Source organism: Streptomyces sp. 1114.5 (assembly GCF_003635085.1).
Lineage (GTDB): Bacteria > Actinomycetota > Actinomycetes > Streptomycetales > Streptomycetaceae > Kitasatospora.
In genome coordinates, this window is sequence record NZ_RBXE01000001.1 from 3335729 (window position 1) to 3360226 (window position 24498).

Genomic DNA, 24498 nt, shown 5'->3' on the forward strand with positions numbered 1-24498 from the left:
CATGGTGTTCCCTGCTGGCGGCCTTGGTTCCGGGCCCGACGGCCCCCACCGGGGCGCGACCCGCAGCGAGGCGCCCACGGTCGTCATGCGCCCCACCCTGACCGGCCGCACCCTGGTCCCCGCCCAGAGCGGGCCGGTGGAGATACCCGCACTGGCCTGGTCCGCCGGCGAATGGGAGGAGTCCTACCAGCGGGTACGGCTCTCCGGACGCGCCTACGTCTGGCTCAACCTGGTCGAACAGCGGCTGCGCTCCCTGGTGGACGAGGTGCTGCACCCCATCTACGCCCCCGCCCACGGCGAGGACTGGGTCGCCGCCGCCGCCGGACCGGCCGGCGAGGAATGGGCCCACCGCGCCGGGGCCGTCCGCGAGGTCAGCCGCCGCAAGGGCTACCTGCTCGACCCGGCCGACGACGACCCGCTGGTCTTCCTCACCCTGCCCCAGCTGCGCGAGCTGATGGTCCAGCACTGGCCCTGCTTCGAGCCGTACCTGGCCGACCGGCGCGAGATCGAACTCGCCCTGGACGAACTGGAGGTCGCCCGGCACGTGGTCTCCCGCAACCGGGTGCTCACCCAGACCGTCCTCGCCCAGACCGAACGGGCCGCCGCCCGGCTGCTCGCCGTCCTGGACGGCGGCGCGGGCGGCGTGCCCGCCGACGTGGTGGAGTCCCTGGTCGCCGGCCGGTACGCGGACGTCGTCGCGGTGCACGCCGACCGCGTCCGGCTCCAGCGCGACCTGCCCGTCGAGGACCTGCTGGACGGCGCCCGGCGGCTCGACGCGCTCGGCATCGGCCTCGGCATGCTCTGCCAGAACTACACCGGCAAGCGCCTGGTGCGCCTGGCCGGCGAAGGCTGCCGGGTACGGCTGCTCTTCCTCAACCCGGCGAGCAGCGCGGTGCGCCGACGCGAACGCGAACTGGGCCTCGGAAGAGGCGAGTTGTCCCGCTCCATCGAGATGAACATCATGCACGTGCGCCGGGTCAGGGCCCGGCTGCGGGACCAGGGCGGCTTCGAGATCCGGGTCTTCGACGAGACCCCGCGCTTCACCGCCTACCTGGTCGAAGGCCCCCGCACCACCGGCCAGGCCGGCGGGCGCCGGCAGAGCCGCGACCTCGGCGTCATCCAGCCCTACCTGCGCCGCGCCCGCGGCATGGAGTCCCCGGCACTGGTGCTGCGCGGCGGCGCCGGCCAGCAGCCCGGCGGCACCGAGCCCGGGCTGCTGGAGGTCTACCGCGAGGAGTTCGAAGGGCTCTGGGGGGACTCCCGGTCCGTCTCCTGACGCCCGCATGCCGAGAAAGTCCGTGGTCGCGGGATGACCGGACTGCCAGACTGCGGGCCGTGAACAGCCTCCCCGCCTGGACCCTGGTACCCGCCGCGTCCGCCGACCTCGACCTCGTCACCGACCTCAAGGAACAGGTCATGCGCGCCGACCTGGAACGCCTCGGCCGCTGGGACCCGGACCGCTCCCGCCGCCGCGTCCGCGACTCCTTCTCCACCCGGTGGACGTCCGTGCTGCTGGTCGAGGGCGTCTTCGCCGGTTCCGTCACCGTCCGCCCCGACGAGCGGGGCGGACGCCACCTGGAGCTGTTCTACCTGGCCCCGCACCTCCAGGGCCGCGGCCTCGGCACCGCCGTCCTGCGCCGCCTCCTCGCCGAGGCCGACGCCGCCGGAGAAGCGGTGCGCCTCGTCGTCCTGCGCGGCAGCGCCGCCCAGCGCCTCTACGAGCGGCACGGCTTCACCGTCGTCCACGAGGACCCCGTCGACGTCCACATGCACCGCCCGGCACCCGAGCCCGCCTTCGCCGGCACCCCGGAGCCGGCCCGAACCCGCGCGGGGCTCGACGTCGACGTCCACACCGAGGACCGCCGCCTGGTGCGGTAACGATTCCGCCCCGCCTCCGTCCCGGTCACGACAGGTTCCCGGGCCCGTCGTCGAGAGCTCAAGCAGCTTGCGGACCACCTGACTTCGCGCCGGCCCGCGGACCGGCGGGCCCTATGCCCGTCCGCCCGGGGAACCCCGGGGAACTCCCTGATTCCGGCCCGGCAGGTGGGGGCGGGGCCGGGCCCGTGGGTCGGATTGTCGGTGGGGCGGGTGATGATAGGGGCTGTTTCGAGAGGCAGGACGGAAGGACACACCTGATGAGCTGGTGGCAGCAGCCACTGGTCGGCTTCGACCTGGAGACCACGGGCACCGACCCGGCCGTGGACCGCATCGTCACGGCCGCGCTCGTGGACACCGTCGGGGCCGCCCGGGTGGGCGCCGCGCACTGGCTGCTCGATCCCGGGGTGCCGATACCCGCCGAGGCGGAGGCGATCCACGGGATCGGGGACGCGGTGGCGCGGAGCAAGGGGCGGCCGGCGAAGGAGGCGGTGGAGGAGATAGCCGCCGCGCTGTGCGGGCGGATAGCCGACGGCCGGCCGGTGGTGGCGTTCAACGCGCCGTTCGACCTGTCGCTGCTCGACGCCGAGCTGAGCCGGCACGGGCTGGCCACGCTCGCGGAGCGCCTGGGCGGGCCGGTCGGGCCGGTGCTGGACGCACTGGTGATCGACCGGGCCGTGGACAAGTACCGCAAGGGCTCGCGCACCCTGCAGCGGGTCTGCGAGGTGTACGGGGTGGAGCTGACGGACGCGCACGAGGCCGGCAGCGACGCGCTGGCCGCCGTCCGGGTCGCCGTCGCCCTGGCCGGGCGCTACCCGGCCGAGGTGGGTGAGGTGGCACCGGCCGAACTGCACCGGCGGCAGATCGGCTGGTACCGGGACTGGGCGGAGAGCCTGCAGGCCTGGCTGCGCCGCGACAAGGACCCGCAGGCAGTGGTCGACCCGCGCTGGCCCGCCCGGTAGCCGGCCGCTGACACACTGCCCGGATGACCGTACGCCTCGCCCGCCCCGCAGACCTGCCCGGCTTCCTCGCCCTCGCCGCCGAGGTCGAGCACTGGTTCGGCCCGATGGTCGCCGAGCCGGGCTTCCACCGTGCGGTGCTCAGGAGCATCGAGCGGGGCCGGGCCACCGTGGCCGAGGACGGGGAGGGGCGCGGGCTGCTCGGCGGCCTGCTGTTCGGCCGGGCCCCGGGGGAGGGGCAGCCGCCGCGGCACCACCTGCACTGGCTCGTCGTCACCGGGCGCGCCCGGGGCGCCGGCGTCGGCCGGGCGCTGGTCGCGGACGCGCTGCGCCGCCACGGTGTCCGGGCCCCGGCCACCGTCGAGGTGGTGACCTTCGGGCTCGACCACCCCGGCGCGGTGACGAGCGGCGCCCGGGTGTTCTACGAGCGGCTGGGCTTCACCCCGGCCGAGGCCGCCGACCCGGGCCCGGAGGGCGGCTCCCGGCAGGTCTACCGGCTCGACCTGACCTGACCTGGCCCGGCGGGCGGCGGTGTCACCGCAGGTCAGGCGACTGCGGCGTCGAGTTCGGCGGGGCTGGGGCCGCGGTCGGTCCCGCAGCCGGCCTCAGGGCTGCCCGTCAACTGCCCTACTGTGCCGGGAAGTCGAAGGTGTACCCCTGGGCGACCAGCCAGGGCAGCAGCTGCTTGAGTGCGGCCACGGTCTGGCTGCGGTCGCCGCCGCCGTCGTGCATGAGGATCACCCCGCCGGGCTTGAGCTGCTTCTGCACGGTGGAGACGATGGCCGGCACGCCGGGGCGGGACCAGTCGCGCGGGTCGACGGACCAGCCGAGCGAGCCCATGCCGAGGCTCGCGGTGACCTGCTCGTTGTCGGCGTTGAAGCCGCCGCCGGGAGCCCGGAACCAGTCGACCCGGGTGCCGGGGCCGCCGGCCTGGACGATCATGTCCCGGGCGGCGGTGATCTCGTACACGGCCTTGTCGTGCGGGAGCTTCGCGAACGGCTGCGGGTGGTGGACGCTGTGGTCGCAGAGCCGGTGCCCGGCGGCCAGGACGCGCTTGACCACGGCCGGGTTGGCGGCGGCGTTCTGGCCGATCTCGCAGAAGGTGGCCTTGGCGTGGTACTGGGCGAGCAGGTCGAGGATCTGGCCGGTCGCGGGGCCGGGGCCGTCGTCGAAGGTGAGCGCGACGGTCCGGCCGCCGGAGGCGGTGGAGCCGATCACGGTGCCCGCCCCGGGGTGCGGGGGCGGCGCCGCGGGCGAGGAAGCCGCGGCGGGGGAGCCCGGGACGGGAGTGGTGGTCGGCGCCGCGGGGGAGGACGGCGCCGCGGAGGAGGACGGCGTCGGGCCCGCGGGCGTGCGCGGCGTCGCGGGCGCGGCGGGGACGCTCGGAGCGGAGGAGCCGGGCGAGCCGGAGGGTCCGGACGAGGAGACCGGGGGCAGACCGTCGGAGCCGGGCGTCGGCGCGATGGTGCTCGCGGCCGTCCCGTTCGGCTGCCCGGCGACCGGCGGCTGCGCGGTGGTGCTCGGCGCCGGCGACTGCAGGGCCCCGCTGGCGGTCCCGCAGGCGGCCAGTCCCAGGACGGCGGCCACGGCGGCGCAGCCCGCGATCAGCCGACGCCGGCAGCGGGACGGGCGGTTCGGGGCGCAGGGGCGGCGGGCGGTCCGGTGCATGGCGGCGGCTCCTGAGGTACGAGTACGGTGCCGATCCCTCGGGTCAGGATGACTGTCCGATAGGACGCCGAGCGTACGTGTCCCGGTTGCGCGCCGGACCGGCCTGCGCCGGGAGTCTTCTCACACCCGCCCCGGCTGGCGTCCGCCCGCCGCTCGCGGTACCGGCCCGCCACCGAGGCGGCGGCCCGGCCTCAGAACGGGTACCAGCGCACCCCGGTGGCCCCGTCCCGCAGCGAGTCGACCCGGCGCCGGAACTCCGCCAGGGCGGCCGGGTTGCTCGCCGCCTGCTGGGCGACCCAGGAGGCGCTGGCGGTCTCCCGGGCCCCGCGCAGCACCGCGAAGCCGGGCCACTCGCGCACGTCCCAGCCGTACGCTGCGGTGAAGGCGTCGTACTCCTCGGCGGGCACCCCGTAGCGGTCGTGGGCGAGGGCGAGGACCACCAGGTCGTGTTCGCGCAGGTCGTCGGCGACGAATTCGAGGTCGAGCAGGACCGGTCCGTCCGGTCCGACGTGGACGTTGCGCGGCAGCGCGTCGCCGTGGATCACGCCGGGGTGCAGCCGGGGGACGAGGTCGGGCAGGGCGGCCTCGAAGGCGGCGCGGCGGTGGCGCAGGAAAGCGACGTCCTCGGGGTCGACGTGGCCCTCGGCGGAGGCCAGCCAGCGTTCGACCGGGGCCAGCAGGTCGCGCCGGCCGAGCGGGACGGGCGGCACCGGCAGCCGGTGCAGGGCGTGCAGCAGCGGGGCGAGGTCGACCGGGCGGGCCGGGCGGACGGCGGGGGCGAGCCGGTGCCAGAAGGTGACCGGGTGGCCGTCGGCGGACTGCGGCTCGGGCGCGACCGCGTCGTACGGGCGCACCACCGGGACGCCCTGCCCGGCCAGCCAGTGGGCGACGGTCAGTTCGCGGTGGGCCCGGTCGTGCAGTTCGGGGCCGCGGCCGACCTTGGCGACCACGGCCGGGTCGCCGAGGTCGAAGACGGCGTTCTCGCCGAGCGCGAGCAGCCGGGCGTCGCCGGGGCCGGGCAGCCCGGCGGACTCGCAGGCGCGGGCCAGCAGCAGCCGGGCGCGGCCCTCGTCGAAGGGGATCATGACGGGGCTCCGTTCCGCCGTGGTTCGGCCGGGGGTCCCCGGACGGTGATCATCATGACGCACGGGCGCCGGATCGTGCGGGCAGGCCGCCCCGGGCCCCGTCTCGGGGGCGGGGTGGGGTTTTCCCGGGCGCCCGACCCCGAGAACTCCTCCTCAGGGGTAGGGGACGAACCTCCACCCTGAGGGGGAGATGACTCCACCCGGAGCACGAGGTCAACGGGTGCGCGCTCGGGAGAAACTGGGTCGGGGCCGTTCGGGGGCGGCCTCGTACGGGGGTTGGATTACGGGGGCTCCTTGCCGGGCGGCAAGCAAGTACTCGTAGGATGATGCCCAAACCTACTTACCTGCCGACCGGCAAGGGTGTGCCTCCAGGCACTCCCGGCCGGTCCTGCCGTCGCCCAGCGTCCCGTCCCCCAAGGGCTGCGGTGAACCATGCCCAGGAGGCATCGAGCATGTTCCACCGACTAGGACACTTCGTCGTTCGTCGCGCGTGGTGGGTGATCGCCGCGTGGGTCGTTGCGATGATCGCCATCGTCGCGTCGGCGCCGACGGTCACCTCCCAGACGGACGAGTCCGCATTCCTGCCCAAGCACTACGAGTCCATCCAGGCGGCGCAGCTCCAGGAGCAGGCCTTCCCGTCCAGCTTCACGCCGTCCGCGCTGGCGCTCTTCGAGCGCAACGACGGTGGCCCGCTGAACAGCGAAGACAAGGCCGCGATGGCCAAGATCGTCCAGGGCCTCACGGACAAGAAGATCGAGGCCGTCGAGAAGATCATCCCGGTCGGCGAGCAGACCACGTCCAAGGACGGCAAGTACGCGCTCGCCCCGATAGCCATCGACAAGACCAAGCAGCAGGACCCCAAGGCGTTCGGCGATGTCGCCAAGCACCTCCGCGAGGAGGGCAAGGCACTCGCCTCGGACACCAATGTCAAGTTCCAGCTCGGCGGCGCCGCCGCTCAGTCGCTGGACCAGCAGGAGGCCTCCGGGTCGGCCGACGCCCTCATCGGGATGGCGACGATCGTCCTGGTCGCGATCATCGTCGGGCTGATCTTCCGCAGCATCCTGGCCGGCATCCTGCCGCTCCTGGTCTCGCTCGTGGTCGCCATGCCAACCTCGAACGGCCTGATCAACCACGCCACCAAGGCCTTCGGCCTTGAGACCACCCCCGTCCTCTCGGCGATCCTGATCGTCGTCGTGCTCGGTGTCGGCACGGACTACTTCCTCTTCCTGGCGTTCCGCTACCGCGAGCGGCTGCGGGCCGGTGACGACCGCAAGGAGGCCGTGGCCAACGCGGTCGGTCGGGTCGGCGAGGCGATCGCCTCGGCCGCCGGTGCCGTCACGGTCGCGTTCGCTGTGCTGATCCTCTCCAGCCTGGGCATGTTCAAGGCCCTCGGCCCCGCCCTGGCCATCGCCGTCGTGGTCACCGCCTTCGCCTCGCTCACCCTGGCCCCCGCCCTGCTCGCGGTCATCCCGGCCCGTGCCGTGTTCTGGCCCGGCAAGAAGTGGATGCGGGAGCCGAACGACGCGCGTTTCGCCGCGCTCGGCCGGATGGTGCAGAAGCGCCCGGCCGTGGTCGCGATCGCCTCCGGCGGCGTGCTGCTGGCGCTGTCCGCCGGCGCCCTGAGCTACAACGGCACCTTCGACCTGGCGGGCAGCTCCATGCCCAAGGAGAAGGAGTCGATGGTCGTCCAGGACAAGATGATCAACGGCTTCTCCGCCGGTGCGGCCGACCCGACCCACGTCTACCTGACCAACACCAGCGGCGCCAAGCTCGACCCGGGGGCGTTCGAGTCCTACGCCGCCAAGCTCGGCGGGGTGCCCGGAGTGGCCCAGGCCGCGCCGAAGCCCCAGCTCAGCGCGGACGGCGTGACGGCCGACTTCACCGTCATGCTCACCCACAAGCCGGACAGCAACGAGGCGATCGACACCCTCACGCAGCTCCGGGAGGTCGCGCACGACCAGGTACCGGCAGGGACCTCGGCGAAGGTCGGCGGCCTGACCGCCGTCTACAAGGACATCAACCTCGCGATGGCCCACGACTACAAGCTGGTCTTCCCGATCGCGGGTCTGCTGATCCTGCTCATCCTCGCCCTGCAGCTGCGCAGCGTGGTCGCCCCCTGGTACCTGATGGCCTCGGTGGGTCTCGGCTTCACCGCCACCCTCGGCGCCACCACGCTGCTCTTCCAGAGCATCGGCGGCGAGACCGGCCTGATGTTCATGCTGCCGATCCTCATCTACCTCTTCGTGGTGGCGATCGGCACCGACTACAACATCCTGATCATCGCCCGGCTCCGCGAAGAGGCCCGGGAGGGTCGCAGCCCGCGTGAGGCGGCGCGCGAGGCACTGCGCCACGGCGGCCCGACCGTTGCGGCGGCCGGCTTCATCCTGGCGGCGTCCTTCGCGACCTTCATGCTCGCGGGCAACGTCTTCATGCTGGAGTTCGGCTTCGCGATGGCCTTCGGCATCATCCTGGCGGCCTTCGTGATGGCGATGTTCTTCACTCCGGCGCTCACCGCGCTGATCGGCAACAAGGCCTGGTGGCCCGGCCACGGGGCTGACCCCGGCCACGGCGCGGGCCCGGCGCCGCTGGCGGACGCGCACGGGGTGCCGGAGCCGGCCGGCCGACGCTGACGGACCGCTCCCCAGGGCAGGCGGCGGCCCGCTTCGGCGGGCCGCCGCCTGCCCCTTTCCCAGGGGCGCCAAACGTGATCTGTTCAGCGTAAAAACCCCGGTCGCCCGGGGTGTCGGCGTGCTACAGTCGACTCAGTTGCAGTTTTGGTTCCCATGAACGTGTATGTGCGCCTGCTGGTTCCAACCAACAGGCGCATTTGTTTTGTCCGGTGTTTCAGTCTCCGGATGGGGATCGCGGCTACTTGGGGATTCACGAGGTGTGGATCCCTGATGCCCCAGTTTTAGAGGAGACGGTTATGGCTACCGGCACCGTGAAGTGGTTCAACAGCGAAAAGGGCTTCGGCTTCATCGAGCAGGATGGTGGCGGCGCCGACGTGTTCGCCCACTACTCGAACATCCAGGCTCAGGGCTTCCGTGAGCTGTTCGAGGGTCAGAAGGTCGAGTTCGACGTCACCCAGGGCCAGAAGGGCCCGCAGGCCGAGAACATCCAGATCATCGGCTGACGTCAGCCTCCACGCTGACTCGCGATCATCGCGAGGCGGGGGCCCGCACCGCACGGTGCGGGCCCCCGCTCATGCCGCCGTACGGCCGGGGCGGCGAACTTCCTTCCGACGGCCGACCAGTCCGCGACGCGGGCTGCCGACCGACGCATGGAGATCCCGTGACCACCCCTGCCCGTACGCCGCGCGACCGCGGCCCCCGCAGCACCGACCAGAGCCGCCGCACGGCGGGTGGTGGCGGCCCGCGCAAGCCGCGCAACCGCGCCGGCGCCCCCAAGCAGGCCCGCACCACCGTGCCTGAGGCCGCCGACTTCACCGTCGTCCAGGCCAGCCCCTCGCGGCCCCCGGCGGCCACCTTCGCCGAGCTGGAGCTCCCCAAGGGGATCCTCTCCGCGCTCGGCCGCCAGGGCGTCACCGAGCCGTTCCCGATCCAGGGCGCCACGCTGCCCGACTCGATCGCCGGGCGCGACGTGCTCGGCCGCGGCCGTACCGGCTCGGGCAAGACCCTGGCCTTCGGCCTGCCGCTGCTCGCCCGCACCGCCGGACAGCGCGCCGTGGCCCGGTACCCCCTGGCGCTCGTCCTGGTGCCCACCCGCGAGCTGGCCCAGCAGGTCACCGAGGCGCTGACCCCGTACGCCACCGCCGTCAACCTGCGGATCACCACCGTCGTCGGCGGCATGTCGATCAACAAGCAGGCCAACGCCGTCCGCCGCGGCACCGAGGTCCTGGTCGCCACCCCGGGCCGGCTGGACGACCTGATCGGGCGCGGTGACGTCAACCTCTCCGACGTGGCGATCACCGTCCTGGACGAGGCCGACCAGATGGCCGACATGGGCTTCCTGCCGCAGGTCACCAAGCTGCTGGAGCAGGTCGCCGAGGGCGGGCAGCGGATGCTGTTCTCCGCCACCCTGGACCGCAACGTCGACCGGCTGGTCAAGCGCTTCCTGAACGACCCGGTGATTCACTCGGTCGACCCGTCGGCTGGCGCGGTCACCACCATGGACCACCACGTCCTCCAGCTCGAACCGGCCGACAAGGCCTCCGCCACCGCGCACATCGCCTCCCGCGACGGCCGCGTGATCATGTTCGTGCACACCAAGCACGGCGCCGACCGGCTCGCCAAGCAGCTGCTCGCCAACGGCGTGAAGGCCGCCGCCCTGCACGGCGGCAAGTCCCAGCCGCAGCGCAACCGGGTCCTCGACCAGTTCCGCGAGGGCCACGTCAGCGCGCTGATCGCCACCAACGTCGCCGCGCGCGGCATCCACATCGATGGCCTGGACCTCGTCGTCAACGTCGACCCGCCCGTCGACCACAAGGACTACCTGCACCGCGGCGGGCGCACCGCCCGGGCCGGCGAGTCCGGCACGGTCGTCACCCTCGTGCTGCCCGAGCAGCGCCGCGAGGTCAGCCGGCTGATGACGGTGGCCGGCATCCGCCCGACCACCACCAAGATCCGCCCCGGCGACGCCGACCTGGCCCGGATCACCGGCGCCCGCACGCCGAGCGGCGTCCCGGTCACCCTGGCCGTACCGGTGGCCCAGACGGCCGCCGCGGCGGGTACGGGCGCTTCGGCCGGCTCGGGCGGTTCGGCGGAGGACAAGCCGGGCGGGCGCGGGGGCGCCAAGGCCGGCGGCCCGCGCCGCCGCTCCGGCAAGCGCTCCGGGCTGCCCACCGACGTCGACATGAACGGCAACCCGCGCCGCCCCCGCCCCAAGCAGCGGATGGGCGGCGCCGCCCAGGGCGAGCGCCCGCAGGCGGCCGGCTTCATCGGCCGTTCCTCCGGCCGCGCCAAGCCCGGCAGCGGCTCCAAGTCCGGCGGCAACTACGGGACCGGCCGCCAGCGCCGCTCCTTCGACTGACGGATCCGTACCTGCGGGCAGGCGCCCCGGGCCCCCTCACCGAGAGGGGCCCGGGGCGCCTGCCGTCTCAGACCACGGCTGCCGTAGCAGCGGCAGCAGCCGGGGCCGGGGCCAGGCGGCGCAGCCGGTCCTCCGTCTCCGCGTCGCGCGGCGACATCACGATCAGCTGAAGCCCCTCGGCGGCCAGCAGCACGTGCTGGTCGATCCGCAGCACCCCCACCACCTCGTGGCGGATCAGCTTCTCCGCCCCCGAACGCTCCGCCACCTGGTGCTCGTCCAGCCAGCGGTCCGCCTCCGGGTACTCGCCCCGCACCTGCCGGATCATCCGGGCCAGCCGGCGCCCCACCGCCGTCGCCTCCCCGCCGCGCTCCGCGTAGGCCGAGCGCAACTGCGCCAGGAAGCGGCGGGCGTGCTCCTCCCAGTGCTCGACCCGGGCCCGGTGCACCGGGTTGCCGAACACCACCCACGCCAGGTTGCACTCCTGCGGCGGCCGGCCGGTCAGGCCGAACAGCGCGTCCGCGCCCGGATTCCAGGCGCGGATGTCCCAGTTGGCGTCCATCACGAACGACGGCGCCGGCCACTGCGCGTGCATCAGCCGCAGCAGCGGCGGCGGGACGTCCCCCGGCGCGGCCACCTCACCGTCCTGCGGGTGGCTGCCCGCCAGCCGGAACAGGTACGCCGTCTCCGCGCGGTCCAGCCGCAGCGTCCGGGCCAGGCTCGCCAGCACCTCCGGGGACGGGTGGATGTCCCGCCCCTGCTCCAGCCACGTGTACCAGGTCACCCCCACCCCGGCGAGCAGCGCCAGCTCCTCCCGCCGCAGCCCCGGTGTACGCCGCCGCACCCCCGGGGCCAGCCCCACGTCCTGCGGCGTCAGCCGCGCCCGGCGGCTGCGCAGGAAACTCGACAGCGCCGTCCGGCGCTCCTGGGCGTCCTCAAGCTCGACCATCTCCCCCGTCCTCCCTGGTAGTCGAACTACCAGTATTCCCACGCACTGCCGCGGCCGGCCCGGCCGGGCGAGGCTTGACCACGTCAACGGACCGCACGTGCAGAGGAATTTCCGATGAGCAACCGTCAGCACCGTACTCTCCGCCGCACCCTGGTCGCGGCCGCATTCACCGCCCTGCTCGGCACGGCCGCGACCCTGCCCGCCGCGGCCGCCCCCGCCGACCGGCCTGCCCCGGCTGTCATCACCGGCCAAGCGCCCACCCTGGTGCCCGAGTCGGGCGTCTGGGACGCCACCCACCACCGCTTCCTGCTCGGCTCGCTGCGGCACGGCACCGTCTCCGCCGTCGGCACCGACGGCAACGTCCGCACCCTGGTGGACGATCCCGGCACGCTGACCGAGATCGCCGGCCTGCGGATCGACCCGCTGCGCCACCGGGTCCTGGTCACCAACCTCGACAACGGCATCGGCGAGCGCAGCAGCGCGGCCACCCAGGGCAGGCTCGCCGGGATCGGCGCCTACGACCTGGACACCGGCCGCCGCCTCTTCTACACCGACCTCGCCGCCGTCGCCGCCGACGGCGGGAACCACCTCGCCAACGACATCGCGCTCGGCCCCGACGGCACCGCGTACGTCACCGACTCCTTCGCCCCGGTCGTCTACCGGGTCGCCCCCGACGGCACCGGCTCCGTCCTGCTGCGCGACCAGCGCCTGGCCGCCGACTCCGGCTCGTACGGCCTCAACGGGATCGTCCACCGGGACGGCCGGCTGGTCATCGGCAAGTGGGACGACGGCACGCTGTGGCAGGTGCCGCTCCGCAACCCGGCCGCCGTGCGGCGCGTCGAGGTGGCCGGCGGCGCCTCCCTGCTGCACCTGGACGGCCTGCTCGGCCGCCCGGACGGGTCCATCGCGGGCATCACCAACGCCCTCTTCGGGGCCGGCCGCGACGCCGCGGTCGAACTGCGCTCCGACGACCACTGGCGCACCGCCCGCATCGCCGCCGTCCACCCCTCCGCCGACGCCACCCCCACCGCCCCCGTCGCCGGCCCGGGCGGCAGCCTCTACCAGCTCTCCGGCGGCCTCGCCGGTGCCGCCTCGGGCCACCCGACGGACACCTTCACCCTGCGTCGGATCTGAGCGGCCGCCTCGCTTCGACGGCGCGCACGGTCCCGGCCGCGCGCGCCGCCGGCGCTGCCGCGCGCCGCCGGCGCTGCCGCGCGCCGTCACTCGCTGATCGCCGCAGCGGCTGCGCGGTACCAGCAGCACCGGAAGGAGGAGCGTGCAGTCCGGGTCGACTTGCACGTCGAGCGGGCGCGGCACTGGCCAGCCGTCGAAGACGCCGAGCGCGCCCACCGGGCGGGGAAGGAGGCTCCGTGACTGCTGGTCCGGTTTGCCTCTGGAGAGTTCAGGCAGTCAGGGCCGGGACGGTCTGCACCGTCTGGCGGGCCTCGTCGTAGCGCTCCAGCAGGAGGGTGGCCAGCTCGGGGGCGGGGCCGAGGGTGTCGGCCAGGACGTCCGCCCCGGCTGCGGCGGCCGTGATGCGGTCCGGCAGGAGGCCCGGGGCGAGCAGGTAGGGGGAGACGGCGGTGCGCTCGGCTCCCGCGGTGCGCAGGGCCGCGAGGGCGTCGGGGACGCGGGGGCCGGTGGCGGAGGCGTAGGCGACCTCGACGGCGGCCCAGCCGCGGGTGCGGCGCCACTCGGCGGCCACCGCGCGGGTCGCGGCGTCGGCGGCCGGGTCGGAGGAACCGGCGGCGGCGAGCACGACACCCGTACGGGCGCGGACGGCGGGCGAGGTGACGTCCAGGCCGGCCTCGGCGAGCCGGCGGTCCAGGGCGGCGAGCAGCAGCGGGGACGGCCCCAGCACCTCCGCCACCGGCAGTCGGGAGCCGGCGGCGCGCAGGGCGGCGGGGATGTCGTGCTTGGCGTGGAACGCCCGGTTGAGCAGCAGCGGTACGGCCACCGCGTCCCCGGCGTCCGCCAGCCGTCCCGCCACCTGCGGGATCCGCGGGGCGCAGTGGTCCAGGTAGGCGGTGGCGACCTCGGTGCCGGGCCGCTGGGCCCGCACCTCCTCGACGAGGGCGGCCACGGTCGCGGCGTGGCGCGGGTCGCGGCTGCCGTGGGCGATGAGGAGGAGGGCGGGCATCAGCGGTGCCTCACTTGCCGGTGGCCAGCAGGCCGCGGTTGCGCAGCACCCGGCGCTCGACCGGGGTGAACACCAGCAGCTCGATGGCGATGCCGACGAACAGGATCAGGATGATGCCGAGCAGGACCCCGGACATGTCGGAGAACTCGCGCTGGTCCTCCAGGAAGCGGCCCAGGCCCCGGCCGAGGTCGGGGGAGGAGGCGACCAGTTCGGCGGCCATCAGCGAGCGCCAGGAGAACGCCCAGCCCTGCTTGAGGCCGGCGAGGTAGCCGGGCAGGGCGGCCGGGATCAGGACGTGCCGGGCGCCGTTCAGGCCGGTGGCGCCGATGGTGCGGCCGGCGCGCAGGAACAGCGGCGGCACCTGGTCGATGCCGGCCACCAGGCCGTTGGCGATCGACGGGACGGCGCCGAGCAGGATCACCGCGTACATCATCGAGTCGTTGATGCCGAGCCAGATCACCGCGGCCGGCACCCAGGCGACCGAGGGCAGCGACTGCAGGCCCTGCAGGACCGGCCCGATCGCTGCGCGCACCGGCTTGATCCGGGCGACGACCAGGCCGACGGGGGTGCCGATCACGACGGCGAGCAGGAAGCCGGACAGGCCGCGCCAGACGCTGGTCCAGATGATCGAGAACAGCGTGCCCTGGTACCAGAGGTCCTGGGCGGAGTGCCAGACGTCCGCGGGGCTGGGCAGCTTGTACGAGGAGGTGAGGTGCAGGCTGTAGGCGCCCTGCCAGAGCGCGAGCACCACGAGCACGCCGAGCAGCGGCGGCAGCGCCTTCTTCCGCAGCGCCTCGCCGAGGCTGCCGCGCTGGGCGGTGACGGCGTCGAGGGCGTCCAGGCCGGCGCCGACGTCGGCGGTGTCGCGGGCGGCGGTGTCGCCGGCGGGCTTGGTCAGCGTGGTGTCAGTGCCGGTGCCGGTGCCGGTGCTGGTCAGCGTGGTGTCAGTGCCGGTGCCGGTGCCGGTGCTGGTCAGCGTGGTGTCAGTGCTGGACATGGCGACGGATCTCCCCACGCAGTTCTTCGGTGATCTCGATGGACAGGTCCGCCACGCCCGCGGACTCGATGCGGCGCGGCTGCGGCAGGTCGATCCGCCACTCGCGGGCGACCCGGCCGGGGCGGGAGGAGAGCAGGACGACGCGCTGGGCCAGGCGCACCGCCTCGCGCACGTTGTGGGTGACGAACAGGACGGACAGCTGCCGTTCGGCCCAGATCCGGGTGATCTCGTCGTGCAGGACGTCCCGGGTGATGGCGTCGAGCGCGGCGAACGGCTCGTCCATCAGCAGCACCTTGCTGCCCTGGGCGAGGGCGCGGGCCATCGCGACGCGCTGGCGCATGCCGCCGGACAGCTCGTGCACCCGCTTGCCGTACGCGCCGTCCAGACGGACGAGTTCGAGCAGCCGTTCGGCTTCGGCGCGGCGCTCCGGGCGGGGCAGACCGGCCAGCTTGAGGGCGAGTTCGATGTTCTTGCCGGCGGTGAGCCAGGGGAAGAGCGCGTGGTCCTGGAACATCAGCGCGGGGCGGCCGCCGGGGACCTCGATGCTGCCGGCGCTGGGCTTGTCGAGGCCGGCGACCAGGTTGAGCAGGGTGGACTTGCCGCAGCCCGAGGCGCCGAGCAGGGTGACGAACTCGCCGGGCGCGACGTCGAGGGTGATGTCGTCCAGGACGTGGGTCCGGGCGCCGGGGCGGCCGAAGGACTTGTGCACGTGCGAGATCCGGACGGCGGGGGCGCCGTCGTGGGCGTCGACGCCGGTGGCGTGCGCCGAGGTGGTCAGTGCCGAGGACATCCGGGCACCTCCTGCGTGAGTGGTCTGGCAAGACTGGCGAGGGCTGCGAAGCGGAGCCGGGGCCCGGCCCCCACCCGTCCCGGTGGGCATCGATCGGGGATCGACCGGGAGGGCGGGGGCCGGACCGCGGAGTCAGGGACGAACGACCCGTCCGGGGGCGCTACTTGGCGCCGAGCCCGGCGTCCGGCACGGCGGCCTGGCCCTGGGCGGCGAGGACCTTGTTCAGCAGGGTGAGGTCGTAGATGCCGTTCAGGTTGGGCTTCTTGAGGAGCCCGGCGGTGACGGCGTGGTCGGCCTCGGCCTGCAGGGTGTTCGCCAGCGGGTCGTCCAGGAACTCGATGTCGGCCCAGGCCGGGTCGAGGACGGCCGGCTCCAGCGCGTTGCCGGCCTCCTTCTTGATCGCCTCGTTGGCGTCGGCCTTGGCCTTGTCGGAGTTGGCCTTGATGAAGGCGTTGGTCTTCACCGAGCCGCGCAGCACGGCCTCCACCACGTCCGGGTGCTCCTTGAGGAACTTCTGCGAGACGATGATGTTGGTGATGACGAACTTCTTGTCCGGCCAGACGTCCTTCTCGTTGAGCAGGACCTTCGCGCCGAGCGTGACCAGCTTGGAGGCGGTGGGCTCGGGCACCCAGGCGCCGTCGATGGAGCCGGACTTGTAGGCGTCGGGGGTGACCTTGTTGTCGGTGCGCACCACCGAGACGTCGCCCGCGCCGGAGGCCGCGTCGACCTTGAAGCCCTTGCCCGCGAGGTAGTTGAGCAGCGCCACGTCCTGGGTGTTGCCCAGCTGCGGGGTGGCGATCTTCTTGCCCTTGAGGTCGTCCAGGGAGGAGACCTTGTCCGGGTTGACGACCAGCTTGACGCCGCCGGAGGCCGAACCGCCGATGATCTTCAGTGACTGGCCCTCGGACTTGGTGAAGCCGTTGATCGCCGGGGAGGGGCCGATCCAGCCGATGTCGATCGAGCCGGCGTTGAGCGCCTCGATCTCCGCCGGGCCCGCGTTGAAGACCTGGGTCTTGACCTGGGTGGCGCCCAACTCCTTCTGGAAGATGCCCTCCTGGAGGCCGACCAGCGGGGTGCCGTGGGTCAGGTTGGCGAAGTAGCCGACCTTCACGGTGTCCGCGGACAGCTTCGCACCGGAATCCGCCGCGCCGGCCGAGGCGTTGGCCTTGGTGTCGGAGGACTTGTCCGCCTTGGAGCCGTAGCTGCAGGCCGACAGCAGGGCGACGGCGGTCAGGCCGGCGGCGGCCACCGCGGCGGTGCGTCTGATCCGGCCGGCGTTGGGGCGGACACGGGTATGCGAGGGAGCCGGGTTCGGTGCCATGGTGGGAATCCTGTTCGCGGACGGACCGTCAGGAAGCGGTCTCGGGTGGACGGTTCTGGAAGTGGTGCGCGCGGCAGCGGAGTGCCGGGGCAAGCCGGGCGGCTGTGGGGGAAGACAGCCCGGTGACAGGGCGTTCTCAGCCCTGTCGGCCCGCACATCGGGTCAGGCCGCCCTGGCCGCTGCCGAGGACGCCGCTGCCGATGCGGCCGCCTTCCTTGTCCATGCCCGAGAACGCCTCGCTGGGCATCAGACCCAGTCCTCCTCTTCGGATGCGTCGGGTGCGTCGGTGGTGCGTACGGTCTCGAAGGCCTCGCCCGCCATGCCGGCGGTGAGGGTGGTGCCGTCGGCCGGGTCGATCAGCAGGAACGAACCGGTGCGGCGGTTGGCGGAGTAGCCGTCGAGGGCCAGCGGCTCGGCGGTGCGCAGCTTCACGTGGCCGATGTCGTTGACGTTCAACCCCTCGGGGGCGGGGCGCCGTTCCAGCGTGTCGATGTCGATCCGGTAGGAGATCTCCTTGACGAGGGCGCGCACCGTGCGGGTGGTGTGCTTGAGCAGCACCTTGTCCCCGGCGCGCAGCGGCCGCTCGTTGAGGTGGCTGACGGTGGCCTCGATGTCCTTGGTGGGCGCGGGAGTTGCGCCCGCGGCGAGCAGGTCGCCGCGGGAGATGTCGAGGTCGTCGGCGAGCCGGACGGTGACCGACTGCGGGGCCCAGGCGAGGTCGGTCTCCCGGCCGAGCGCGTCGATGCCGGCGACGGTGCTGGTGAGCCCGGAGGGCAGAACGGTGACCGGGTCGCCGACACGCAGCACGCCGGAGGCCAACTGGCCCGCGTAGCCGCGGTAGTCGGGGTGCTCCTCGGTCTGCGGGCGGATCACGTACTGGACCGGGAAGCGGGCCGGCTCGGCGCTCGGGTCACTGCCGACCGGCACCGTCTCCAGGTGCTCCAGCAGGGTCGGGCCGCCGTACCAGTCCATGTGCGCGGAGGGCTCGACCACGTTGTCCCCGGCGAGCGCCGAGATCGGCACGGCGAGGACGTCCTTGACGCCGAGCGAGGCGGCGTAGGCGGTGAACTCGGCGGCGATGGCGGCGAAGACGGGCTCCGCGTAGCCGACCAGGTCCATCTTGTTGACGGCCAGCACCACGTGCGGCACCCGCAGCAGCGCGGCGACGGCGGCGTGCCGGCGGGTCTGCTCGACCACGCCGTTGCGGGCGTCGACCAGCACGACGGCCAGCTCGGCGGTGGAGGCGCCGGTCACCATGTTGCGGGTGTACTGCACGTGCCCGGGGGTGTCGGCGAGGATGAACCGCCGCCGGGGGGTGGCGAAGTAGCGGTAGGCGACGTCGATGGTGATGCCCTGCTCGCGCTCGGCGCGCAGGCCGTCGGTGAGCAGCGCGAGGTCGGGCGCCTCCTGGCCGCGCTTGCGGGAGGCGTGCTCGACGGCCTCCAACTGGTCGGCGAGCACCGACTTGGAGTCGTGCAGCAGCCGGCCGACCAGGGTGGACTTGCCGTCGTCCACGGAGCCGGCGGTGGCGAAGCGCAGCAGGGAGGTGGCGGTGGTCTCGATGGTCGTGCTCATTAGAAGTACCCCTCGCGCTTGCGGTCTTCCATCGCGGCCTCGGACAGCTTGTCGTCGGCACGGGTGGCGCCGCGCTCGGTGAGGCGGCTGGCGGCGATCTCGGCGATCACGGCCTGGATGGTGGTGGCGTCGGAGTCGACGGCGCCGGTGCAGGACATGTCGCCGACGGTGCGGTAGCGGATGAGGCGCCGCTCGACGGGCTCGGTGTCCTTGGGGCCGCCCCACTCGCTGGCGGTCAGCCACATGCCGCTGCGGGAGAAGACCTCGCGCTCGTGGGCGTAGTAGATCTCCGGGAGTTCGATGCCCTCGCGCTCGATGTACTGCCAGACGTCCAGCTCGGTCCAGTTGGACAGCGGGAAGACGCGCACGTGCTCGCCGACCGCGTGCCGGCCGTTGTAGAGCGACCACAGCTCGGGGCGCTGGCGGCGCGGGTCCCAGGCGCCGAACTCGTCGCGCAGCGAGAAGACGCGTTCCTTGGCGCGGGCCTTCTCCTCGTCGCGGCGGCCGCCGCCGAACACGGCGTCGAAGCGGCCCTTCTCGATGGCGTCCAGCAGCGGCACGGTCTGCAGCGGGTTGCGGGTGCCGTCCGGGCGCTCGCGCAGCCGGCCGTCGTCGATGAAGTCCTGGACGTGGGCGACGTGCAGGCGCAGGTTGTGCTCGGCGGCGACGCGGTCGCGGTAGGCGATGACCTCGGGGAAGTTGTGCCCGGTGTCGACGTGCAGGAGGGAGAAGGGGATGGCGGCGGGCGCGAAGGCCTTGAGCGCCAGGTGCAGCATGACGATGGAGTCCTTGCCGCCGGAGAAGAGGATCACCGGACGCTCGAACTCCCCCGCGACCTCGCGGAAGATGTGCACCGACTCGGCCTCCAGCGCGTCCAGGTGGGACAGCGCGAAGGGGTTGTCGTCGGCCTGCAACAGGCTCTGGGTCGCGGTCGTCACGCGAGGCCCCTCTCGGTCAGGAAGGCGTGCAGCTCGGCGGCGGAGTCGGCCACCTCGCGGCCCTGCGTCTGGACCCGCAGCTCCGGGTTCTCCGGCGCCTCGTACGGGTCGTCCACGCCGGTCAGGCCGGAGATCTCGCCGGCGGCCTGCTTGGCGTACAGGCCCTTGACGTCGCGTTCGGCGCACAGCTCGACCGGGGTCGCGACGTGGATCTCCAGGAACTCGGTGCCGGCCGCGGCGTGCCGCTCGCGCACGGCGGTGCGGGAGTCGGCGAACGGGGCGATCACCGGGGCGAGCACCTTGACGCCGTTGGCGGCGAGCTTCTCGGCGACGAACCCGATCCGGGTGACGTTGGTGTGCCGGTCCTCGCGGGAGAAGCCGAGGCCCTTGGAGAGGAACTCGCGGATCTCGTCGCCGTCCAGGACCTCGACCCGGTGGCCCTCGGCGCGCAGCCGCTCGGCCAGCGCGAAGGCCAGCGTGGTCTTGCCCGCGCTCGGCAGCCCGGTCAGCCACACGGTGGCGCCGCGCTCGCAGGGGGCGGCCGCGGGGGCCGCCTCTGCGGCTCCGTCGGCGACCAGGGTGTGAGCTGTCACGGTGTTCTTCCTTACGCTTGGCGGTTGTTGACGGTGCGTCAGAGGTGGATGCCGCACTCGGTCTTGCCGGAGCCGGACCAGCGTCCGGCCCGCGCGTCCTCGCCCTCGGCGGGCTTGCGGGTGCAGGACAGCGGCGAGCAGCCGATCGAGGTGTAGCCCTCCCACAGCAGCGGGTTGAGCAGCACGCCGTTGGCGGCGACGTAGGCGTCCACGTCCTCCTGCGTCCACCGGGCGATCGGGGCGATCTTGACCTTGCGGCGCTTCGGGTCCCAGGACACCACCGGGGTGTTCGCCCGGGTCGGCGACTCGTCGCGGCGCAGCCCGGTGGCCCAGGCGTCGTAGCCGCCGAGGCCGCGGTTCAGCGGCTCGACCTTGCGCAGCGAGCAGCACAGGTCCGGGTCGCGGTCGTGCAGCTGCGGTCCGTACTCGGCGTCCTGCTCGGCGACGGTCTTCAGCGGGGTGAGCGTGATGACGTTGACCGGCATGGTCGCGGCCACCGCGTCGCGGGTGCCGATGGTCTCCGGGAAGTGGTAGCCGGTGTCCAGGAACACCACGTCCACGCCGGGGAACACCGAGGAGGCGAGGTGGGCGACCACCGCGTCCTCCATCGAGGAGGTGACGCAGAACCGCTTGCCGAAGGTCTCGGCCGCCCAGGCCAGGATCTCCTGCGCGGTCGCCTCCTCCAGCTCGCGGCCGGCCCGGACGGCGGCCGCCTCATGGTCAGTCGCGGTGCTGCTCAAGGCTCGTACCCCCGTGGTTGGTCGGTGACAGCAGGCCGAGGAACTTCAGCTGGAAGGCGCGGCGGCACCCGTGGCACTCCCAGGCGCCGTGTCCGGCCTCGGAGGGGCGCAGGTCCTCGTCCCCGCAGTACGGGCAGAAGAACGGGGCAGCGCGCTCGCTCACGACAGCTGCTCCTCGGTCGCCCGGGCAGTCCACTGGGCGAAGCGCTCGCCCTCGGTGCGGTCGGCCTGGTAGCGGGTCAGCAGGCGCTCCACGTAGTCGGGCAGGCCGGCGCTGGTGACCTTGAGGCCGCGGACCTTGCGGCCGAACCCGGCCTCCAGGCCGAGCGCGCCGCCGAGGTGCACCTGGTAGCCCTCGACCTGCTCGCCGTTCTCGTCGGTGACCAGCTGGCCCTTGAGGCCGATGTCGGCGACCTGGATGCGGGCGCAGGCGTTCGGGCAGCCGTTGATGTTGATGGTCAGCGGCTCGGCGAACTCCGGCAGGCGCTGCTCCAGTTCGTCGATGAGCGTGCGGCCGCGCTCCTTGGTCTCGACGATGGCGAGCTTGCAGTACTCGATGCCGGTGCAGGCCATGGTGCCGCGACGGAACGGCGAGGGGGTGACCCGCAGGTCCAGCTCCTCCAGGCCGGCCACCACCGAGTCGACGTGCTCCTCGGCGATGTCGAGGATCAGCATCTTCTGCTCGGCGGTGGTGCGCACCCGGTCGCTGCCGTGGGCGGCGGCGAGGTCGGCGATGCGGCCGAGCAGCTTGCCGTCGACCCGGCCGACGCGCGGGGCGAAGCCGATGTAGAACCGGCCGTCCTTCTGCTTGTGGACGCCGACGTGGTCGCGCCAGCGGGCGGTGGGCTCGGCGGGGGCGGGGCCGTCGATCAGCTCGTACTTGAGGTACTCGTCCTGCAGGACCTGACGGAACTTCTCCACGCCCCAGTCGGCGACCAGGAACTTCAGTCGGGCGCGGTTGCGCAGGCGGCGGTAGCCGTAGTCGCGGAAGATGCCGATGACGCCGCCGTAGACGTCGGCGACCTCCTCCAGCGGCACCCAGGCGCCCAGCCGCACGCCCAGCTTGGGGTTGGTGGACAAGCCGCCGCCGACCCACAGGTCGAAGCCGGGCCCGTGCTCGGGGTGGACCACGCCGACGAAGGCGATGTCGTTGATCTCGTGCGCGACGTCCAGCTGCGGGGAGCCGGAGACCGCGGACTTGAACTTGCGCGGCAGGTTGGAGAAGTCCTTGTTGCCGATGAAGCGGCGCTGGATCTCCTCGATGGCGGGGGTGCCGTCGATGATCTCGTCCTCGGCGATGCCGGCCACCGGGGAGCCGAGGATGACGCGGGGGGTGTCGCCGCAGGCCTCGGTGGTGGACAGGCCGACGGCCTCCAGCTTCTGCCAGATCGCGGGGACGTCCTCGATCCGGATCCAGTGGTACTGGATGTTCTGCCGGTCGGTCAGGTCGGCGGTGCCGCGCGCGTACTGCTCGGAGACCTCGGCGATCGCCCGCAGCTGGGCGATGGTCAGTCGGCCGCCGTCGATGCGGACCCGGAGCATGAAGTACTCGGCGTCCAGCTCGTGCGGCTCCAGGATCGCGGTCTTGCCGCCGTCGATGCCCTCCTTGCGCTGGGTGTAGAGGCCCCACCAGCGCATCCGGCCGCGCAGGTCGGCGGGGTCGATCGAGTCGAAGCCGCGGTGCGCATAGATCGTCTCAATACGTGTCCGCACATTGAGACCGTCGTCGTCCTTCTTGAACTGCTCGTTGGCGTTCAGAGGCGTGAAGTGGCCCATGCCCCACTGGCCCTCGCCGCGGTGACGGGTCACCTTGCGGGCCGCGGCGGGGCGGCTCGCGGCGGCGCGGTCGGCCGTGGGTTCGGCGGTCTCGGGGGAGGTGGCCATGGTGAAGTCCTTCGGGGCAGGTGGCGCTGGTGCCGGGTGGGTCGCGGTGCGTGCTCAGCCGTGCGGTGCTGCTCTGACCTGCGGGTTTTCTCAGGACCGGGAGGGCAGTGACCGAGGCCGGGCGGGCGCCTGCGCATCCGCTTCGACCGGGATGGCGGGAAGGGAGGGCGCCGGGTGCGGTGGTGCGGCGGGGTGGGGCTCAGGTCACCGGACAGATGGCGCTGGACACGCGAAGGAGATCGACGTGGAGTCGACCTACCAGGGTGGTTCCGGCGCTAGGCATGGCAAGAGATTCGCACGGGGCGGGACTCGCGGTCCACTAACGTCCGAATGCTGGACGCTGAAGTTTCGTCATGTGGGACGGCCGGAGGTTCCCGCCGCTCGCCGACGGGGTGTCCGGTCACGCGTCGGCGCCCGCGGAGATCAGTTGCACACACCCGGGGGATCGGCCGGCGGGTGCGGGGGAGGCCGACCGGCCGCGTCCGGGGGAGAGCGAGCGCCCGTGCCCGGGGGAGATCAACCGGCGGGCCCCGGCCCGATACCGTTAGCCCTGTGCAAGCAGCAGGCGATACGAGCAGACCGACCCCCGAGCGGCCCTCCCGGCGCCGGGGCAAGGGCTCCCGGCGCGCGGCCAAACGGGCCACCTGGACCCGCACGGCGTGGGAGCTGATCAAGGACACCACCAACACCTGCGTCGAGTACCGGGTCACCGGGCTCGCCGCCGAGGCGGCATTCTTCACCCTGCTGTCGATCCCGCCGCTGCTGCTCGGGCTGGCCGGCACCCTCGGCTACCTGGACGAGTTCGTCGGCCAGGGCACCATCGCCGGGCTCAAGAAGAGCATCCTCTCGGCCTCCGGGACGGTGCTGTCGGACTCCTCCGTCAAGGAGGTCGTGGTCCCGCTGCTGGACGGGGTGTTCGACCGCACCCGGCCCGACCTCGTCTCGATCGGCTTCCTGCTGTCCCTGTGGTCCGGCTCCAGGGCCCTCTACATCTTCATCGACACCATCACCGTCATGTACGGGCTCGACGGCAAGCGGGGCATCGTCAAGACCCGGCTGATGTCGCTCGGCCTCTACTTCGGCGCCCTGGTGATCGGCTCGCTGGTGCTGCCGCTGCTGATGCTCGGGCCGGGGCTGCTGGAGAACGCGGTGCCGGGGGTGTCCGGGCTGGTCGGCGCCCTCTACTGGCCGGTCGCGATCGTGCTGCTGACCGTCTCGCTGACCACCCTCTACCACCTGACCGTCCCGGTCTCGACCCCGTGGCGCGAGGACATCCCCGGCGCCCTGGTCGCCCTGGTGGTGCTGGTCTTCTGCAGCGTCGGCCTGCGGGTCTACCTGGTCAGCTCGGTCGAGGGCCCCTCGGTGTACGGCTCGCTGGCGGCGCCGGTGGCCGTCCTGCTGTGGATCTTCGTGGTGGCGCTCGCGGTGCTCATCGGCGCCGCCATGAACGCCGCGATAGACCGCCGCTGGCCCACCCTGGAGACCGCCGACGCCCGCGCCGAGAACGAGCGGGCGCACGAGGAGGCGGCCGCCGCCGTGGTCCGCGAGGTCGCCGCCCGGCGGGCCATCGAGCGGGCCCGGCGTGCCCGTGCACTCGGGCTCGCCGAGGGCGTCGAGGAGGAGTGGGGCGAGGAGGAGGGCGAGGACGTCGACGTGCCCTCCGAGTATCCGGAGCGCTGGGCCGACGTGCTGGCCGCCGAGAACGTGCGCGGCCGTCTCACCGCGCGGGGCGGGCCGCACCACCGGCCCACCCCGCCGCCGCCGGACAGCGACCGGCCGACCGGGCCGCCGTCGGGGCCTGCGGGCGGGCCGCCGTCGGGGCCCGCAGGGCCGTCGGGGCCGTCGCCCGTGCCGCCGGGGCTCTCCGGGCCTCCCGGGCAGGAGGCGCCGGGATACCCGCCGCGGCCGCCCCGGCCGCCGTGGGAGCAGCGGTAGGCAGCGGTAGGGCGAGCGGCGGGGACGGGCGGGACGACACCGGACAGGGCCTCTTCCGCGGGC

Annotated in this window: 23 protein-coding genes; 9 read left to right on the forward strand and 14 right to left on the reverse strand. The window is 73.4% G+C overall.

Features of this window, described 5'->3' with window-relative positions:
- Window position 1: 1 nt before the first annotated feature.
- The 4 genes from BX285_RS14825 (at window position 2) to BX285_RS14840 (ending at window position 3346) form a co-directional block, all read left to right on the forward strand.
- Window positions 2–1276 (forward strand): SAV2148 family HEPN domain-containing protein, encoded by a 1275-nt coding sequence (locus tag BX285_RS14825; RefSeq protein WP_121175372.1) that lies wholly within the window; start codon window positions 2–4, stop codon window positions 1274–1276.
- A gap of 59 nt (window positions 1277–1335) precedes the next feature.
- Window positions 1336–1878 (forward strand): GNAT family N-acetyltransferase, encoded by a 543-nt coding sequence (locus BX285_RS14830; protein ID WP_310794208.1) that lies wholly within the window; start codon window positions 1336–1338, stop codon window positions 1876–1878.
- Between the two features lie 257 nt (window positions 1879–2135).
- Window positions 2136–2837 (forward strand): exonuclease domain-containing protein, encoded by a 702-nt coding sequence (locus BX285_RS14835; protein WP_121175373.1) that lies wholly within the window; start codon window positions 2136–2138, stop codon window positions 2835–2837.
- A gap of 23 nt (window positions 2838–2860) precedes the next feature.
- The gene (locus BX285_RS14840) at window positions 2861–3346 is read left to right on the forward strand and encodes a GNAT family N-acetyltransferase (protein WP_097238414.1); all 486 of its coding nucleotides are present in this window, start codon (window positions 2861–2863) and stop codon (window positions 3344–3346) included.
- 115 nt (window positions 3347–3461) lie between these two features.
- Here BX285_RS14840 and BX285_RS14845 read toward each other — a convergent pair whose 3' ends face one another.
- Window positions 3462–4502 carry a polysaccharide deacetylase family protein gene (locus tag BX285_RS14845; protein ID WP_121175374.1) on the reverse strand — a complete coding sequence of 347 codons (1041 nt, stop codon included), beginning with the start codon at window positions 4500–4502 and terminating at the stop codon, window positions 3462–3464.
- Between the two features lie 191 nt (window positions 4503–4693).
- Complete coding sequence (locus BX285_RS14850) at window positions 4694–5587, reverse strand: phosphotransferase enzyme family protein (RefSeq protein WP_121175375.1); 894 nt, start codon at window positions 5585–5587, stop codon at window positions 4694–4696.
- Window positions 5588–6039: 452 nt separating this feature from the next.
- Between BX285_RS14850 and BX285_RS14855 the strand changes: the two genes are divergently transcribed.
- The 3 genes from BX285_RS14855 (at window position 6040) to BX285_RS14865 (ending at window position 10576) form a co-directional block, all read left to right on the forward strand.
- Complete coding sequence (locus BX285_RS14855) at window positions 6040–8217, forward strand: MMPL family transporter (protein WP_121175376.1); 2178 nt, start codon at window positions 6040–6042, stop codon at window positions 8215–8217.
- A 296-nt stretch (window positions 8218–8513) separates the two neighbouring features.
- Complete coding sequence (locus BX285_RS14860; RefSeq protein WP_030060364.1) at window positions 8514–8720, forward strand: cold-shock protein; 207 nt, start codon at window positions 8514–8516, stop codon at window positions 8718–8720.
- A gap of 71 nt (window positions 8721–8791) precedes the next feature.
- On the forward strand, window positions 8792–10576 hold the full coding sequence (locus BX285_RS14865; protein WP_398900315.1) for a DEAD/DEAH box helicase: 1785 nt from the start codon (window positions 8792–8794) through the stop codon (window positions 10574–10576).
- Window positions 10577–10643: 67 nt separating this feature from the next.
- Here the strand turns inward: BX285_RS14865 and BX285_RS14870 are convergent, their stop codons facing one another.
- Window positions 10644–11522 (reverse strand): helix-turn-helix transcriptional regulator, encoded by an 879-nt coding sequence (locus tag BX285_RS14870; protein ID WP_097238418.1) that lies wholly within the window; start codon window positions 11520–11522, stop codon window positions 10644–10646.
- A gap of 114 nt (window positions 11523–11636) precedes the next feature.
- Here BX285_RS14870 and BX285_RS14875 point away from each other — a divergent pair, with 114 nt between their 5' ends.
- Window positions 11637–12656: a hypothetical protein gene (locus tag BX285_RS14875; protein WP_121175378.1), complete on the forward strand. Its 1020-nt coding sequence runs from the start codon at window positions 11637–11639 to the stop codon at window positions 12654–12656.
- A gap of 268 nt (window positions 12657–12924) precedes the next feature.
- On the opposite strand, the gene BX285_RS14880 is transcribed toward BX285_RS14875, so the two are convergent.
- The 11 genes from BX285_RS14880 to BX285_RS39215 form a co-directional block, all read right to left on the reverse strand.
- Entirely contained in the window at window positions 12925–13662 is a 738-nt protein-coding gene (locus BX285_RS14880) for a sirohydrochlorin chelatase (protein ID WP_121175379.1), read from the reverse strand.
- A 10-nt stretch (window positions 13663–13672) separates the two neighbouring features.
- Window positions 13673–14659 (reverse strand): ABC transporter permease, encoded by a 987-nt coding sequence (locus BX285_RS14885; protein ID WP_121175380.1) that lies wholly within the window; start codon window positions 14657–14659, stop codon window positions 13673–13675.
- Complete coding sequence (locus tag BX285_RS14890) at window positions 14646–15449, reverse strand: ABC transporter ATP-binding protein (RefSeq protein WP_121175381.1); 804 nt, start codon at window positions 15447–15449, stop codon at window positions 14646–14648. Before BX285_RS14890 ends, BX285_RS14885 begins: the two co-directional genes overlap by 14 nt.
- 160 nt (window positions 15450–15609) lie before the next feature.
- Window positions 15610–16770: an aliphatic sulfonate ABC transporter substrate-binding protein gene (locus BX285_RS14895; RefSeq protein ID WP_121175382.1), complete on the reverse strand. Its 1161-nt coding sequence runs from the start codon at window positions 16768–16770 to the stop codon at window positions 15610–15612.
- Between the two features lie 246 nt (window positions 16771–17016).
- Complete coding sequence (locus BX285_RS14905) at window positions 17017–18345, reverse strand: sulfate adenylyltransferase subunit 1 (protein ID WP_097238424.1); 1329 nt, start codon at window positions 18343–18345, stop codon at window positions 17017–17019.
- Complete coding sequence (cysD, locus tag BX285_RS14910) at window positions 18345–19283, reverse strand: sulfate adenylyltransferase subunit CysD (protein ID WP_121175384.1); 939 nt, start codon at window positions 19281–19283, stop codon at window positions 18345–18347. The genes BX285_RS14905 and cysD overlap by 1 nt, the downstream gene beginning before the upstream one ends.
- The gene (cysC, locus tag BX285_RS14915; RefSeq protein ID WP_097240320.1) at window positions 19280–19861 is read right to left on the reverse strand and encodes an adenylyl-sulfate kinase; all 582 of its coding nucleotides are present in this window, start codon (window positions 19859–19861) and stop codon (window positions 19280–19282) included. Before cysC ends, cysD begins: the two co-directional genes overlap by 4 nt.
- A gap of 53 nt (window positions 19862–19914) precedes the next feature.
- Window positions 19915–20616, reverse strand: coding sequence for a phosphoadenylyl-sulfate reductase (locus tag BX285_RS14920; protein ID WP_097238426.1), 702 nt, complete (start codon window positions 20614–20616; stop codon window positions 19915–19917).
- A complete protein-coding gene (locus BX285_RS14925; protein ID WP_097238427.1) occupies window positions 20597–20779 on the reverse strand; it encodes a hypothetical protein in 183 nt (60 codons plus the stop codon). The genes BX285_RS14920 and BX285_RS14925 overlap by 20 nt, the downstream gene beginning before the upstream one ends.
- The gene (locus BX285_RS14930) at window positions 20776–22500 is read right to left on the reverse strand and encodes a nitrite/sulfite reductase (RefSeq protein WP_097238428.1); all 1725 of its coding nucleotides are present in this window, start codon (window positions 22498–22500) and stop codon (window positions 20776–20778) included. The genes BX285_RS14925 and BX285_RS14930 overlap by 4 nt, the downstream gene beginning before the upstream one ends.
- Window positions 22501–22699: 199 nt before the next feature.
- Window positions 22700–22783: a putative leader peptide gene (locus tag BX285_RS39215; protein WP_310593185.1), complete on the reverse strand. Its 84-nt coding sequence runs from the start codon at window positions 22781–22783 to the stop codon at window positions 22700–22702.
- A 269-nt stretch (window positions 22784–23052) separates the two neighbouring features.
- Here BX285_RS39215 and BX285_RS14935 point away from each other — a divergent pair, with 269 nt between their 5' ends.
- Window positions 23053–24435, forward strand: coding sequence for a YihY/virulence factor BrkB family protein (locus BX285_RS14935; RefSeq protein WP_259470533.1), 1383 nt, complete (start codon window positions 23053–23055; stop codon window positions 24433–24435).
- Window positions 24436–24498: the final 63 nt, after the last annotated feature.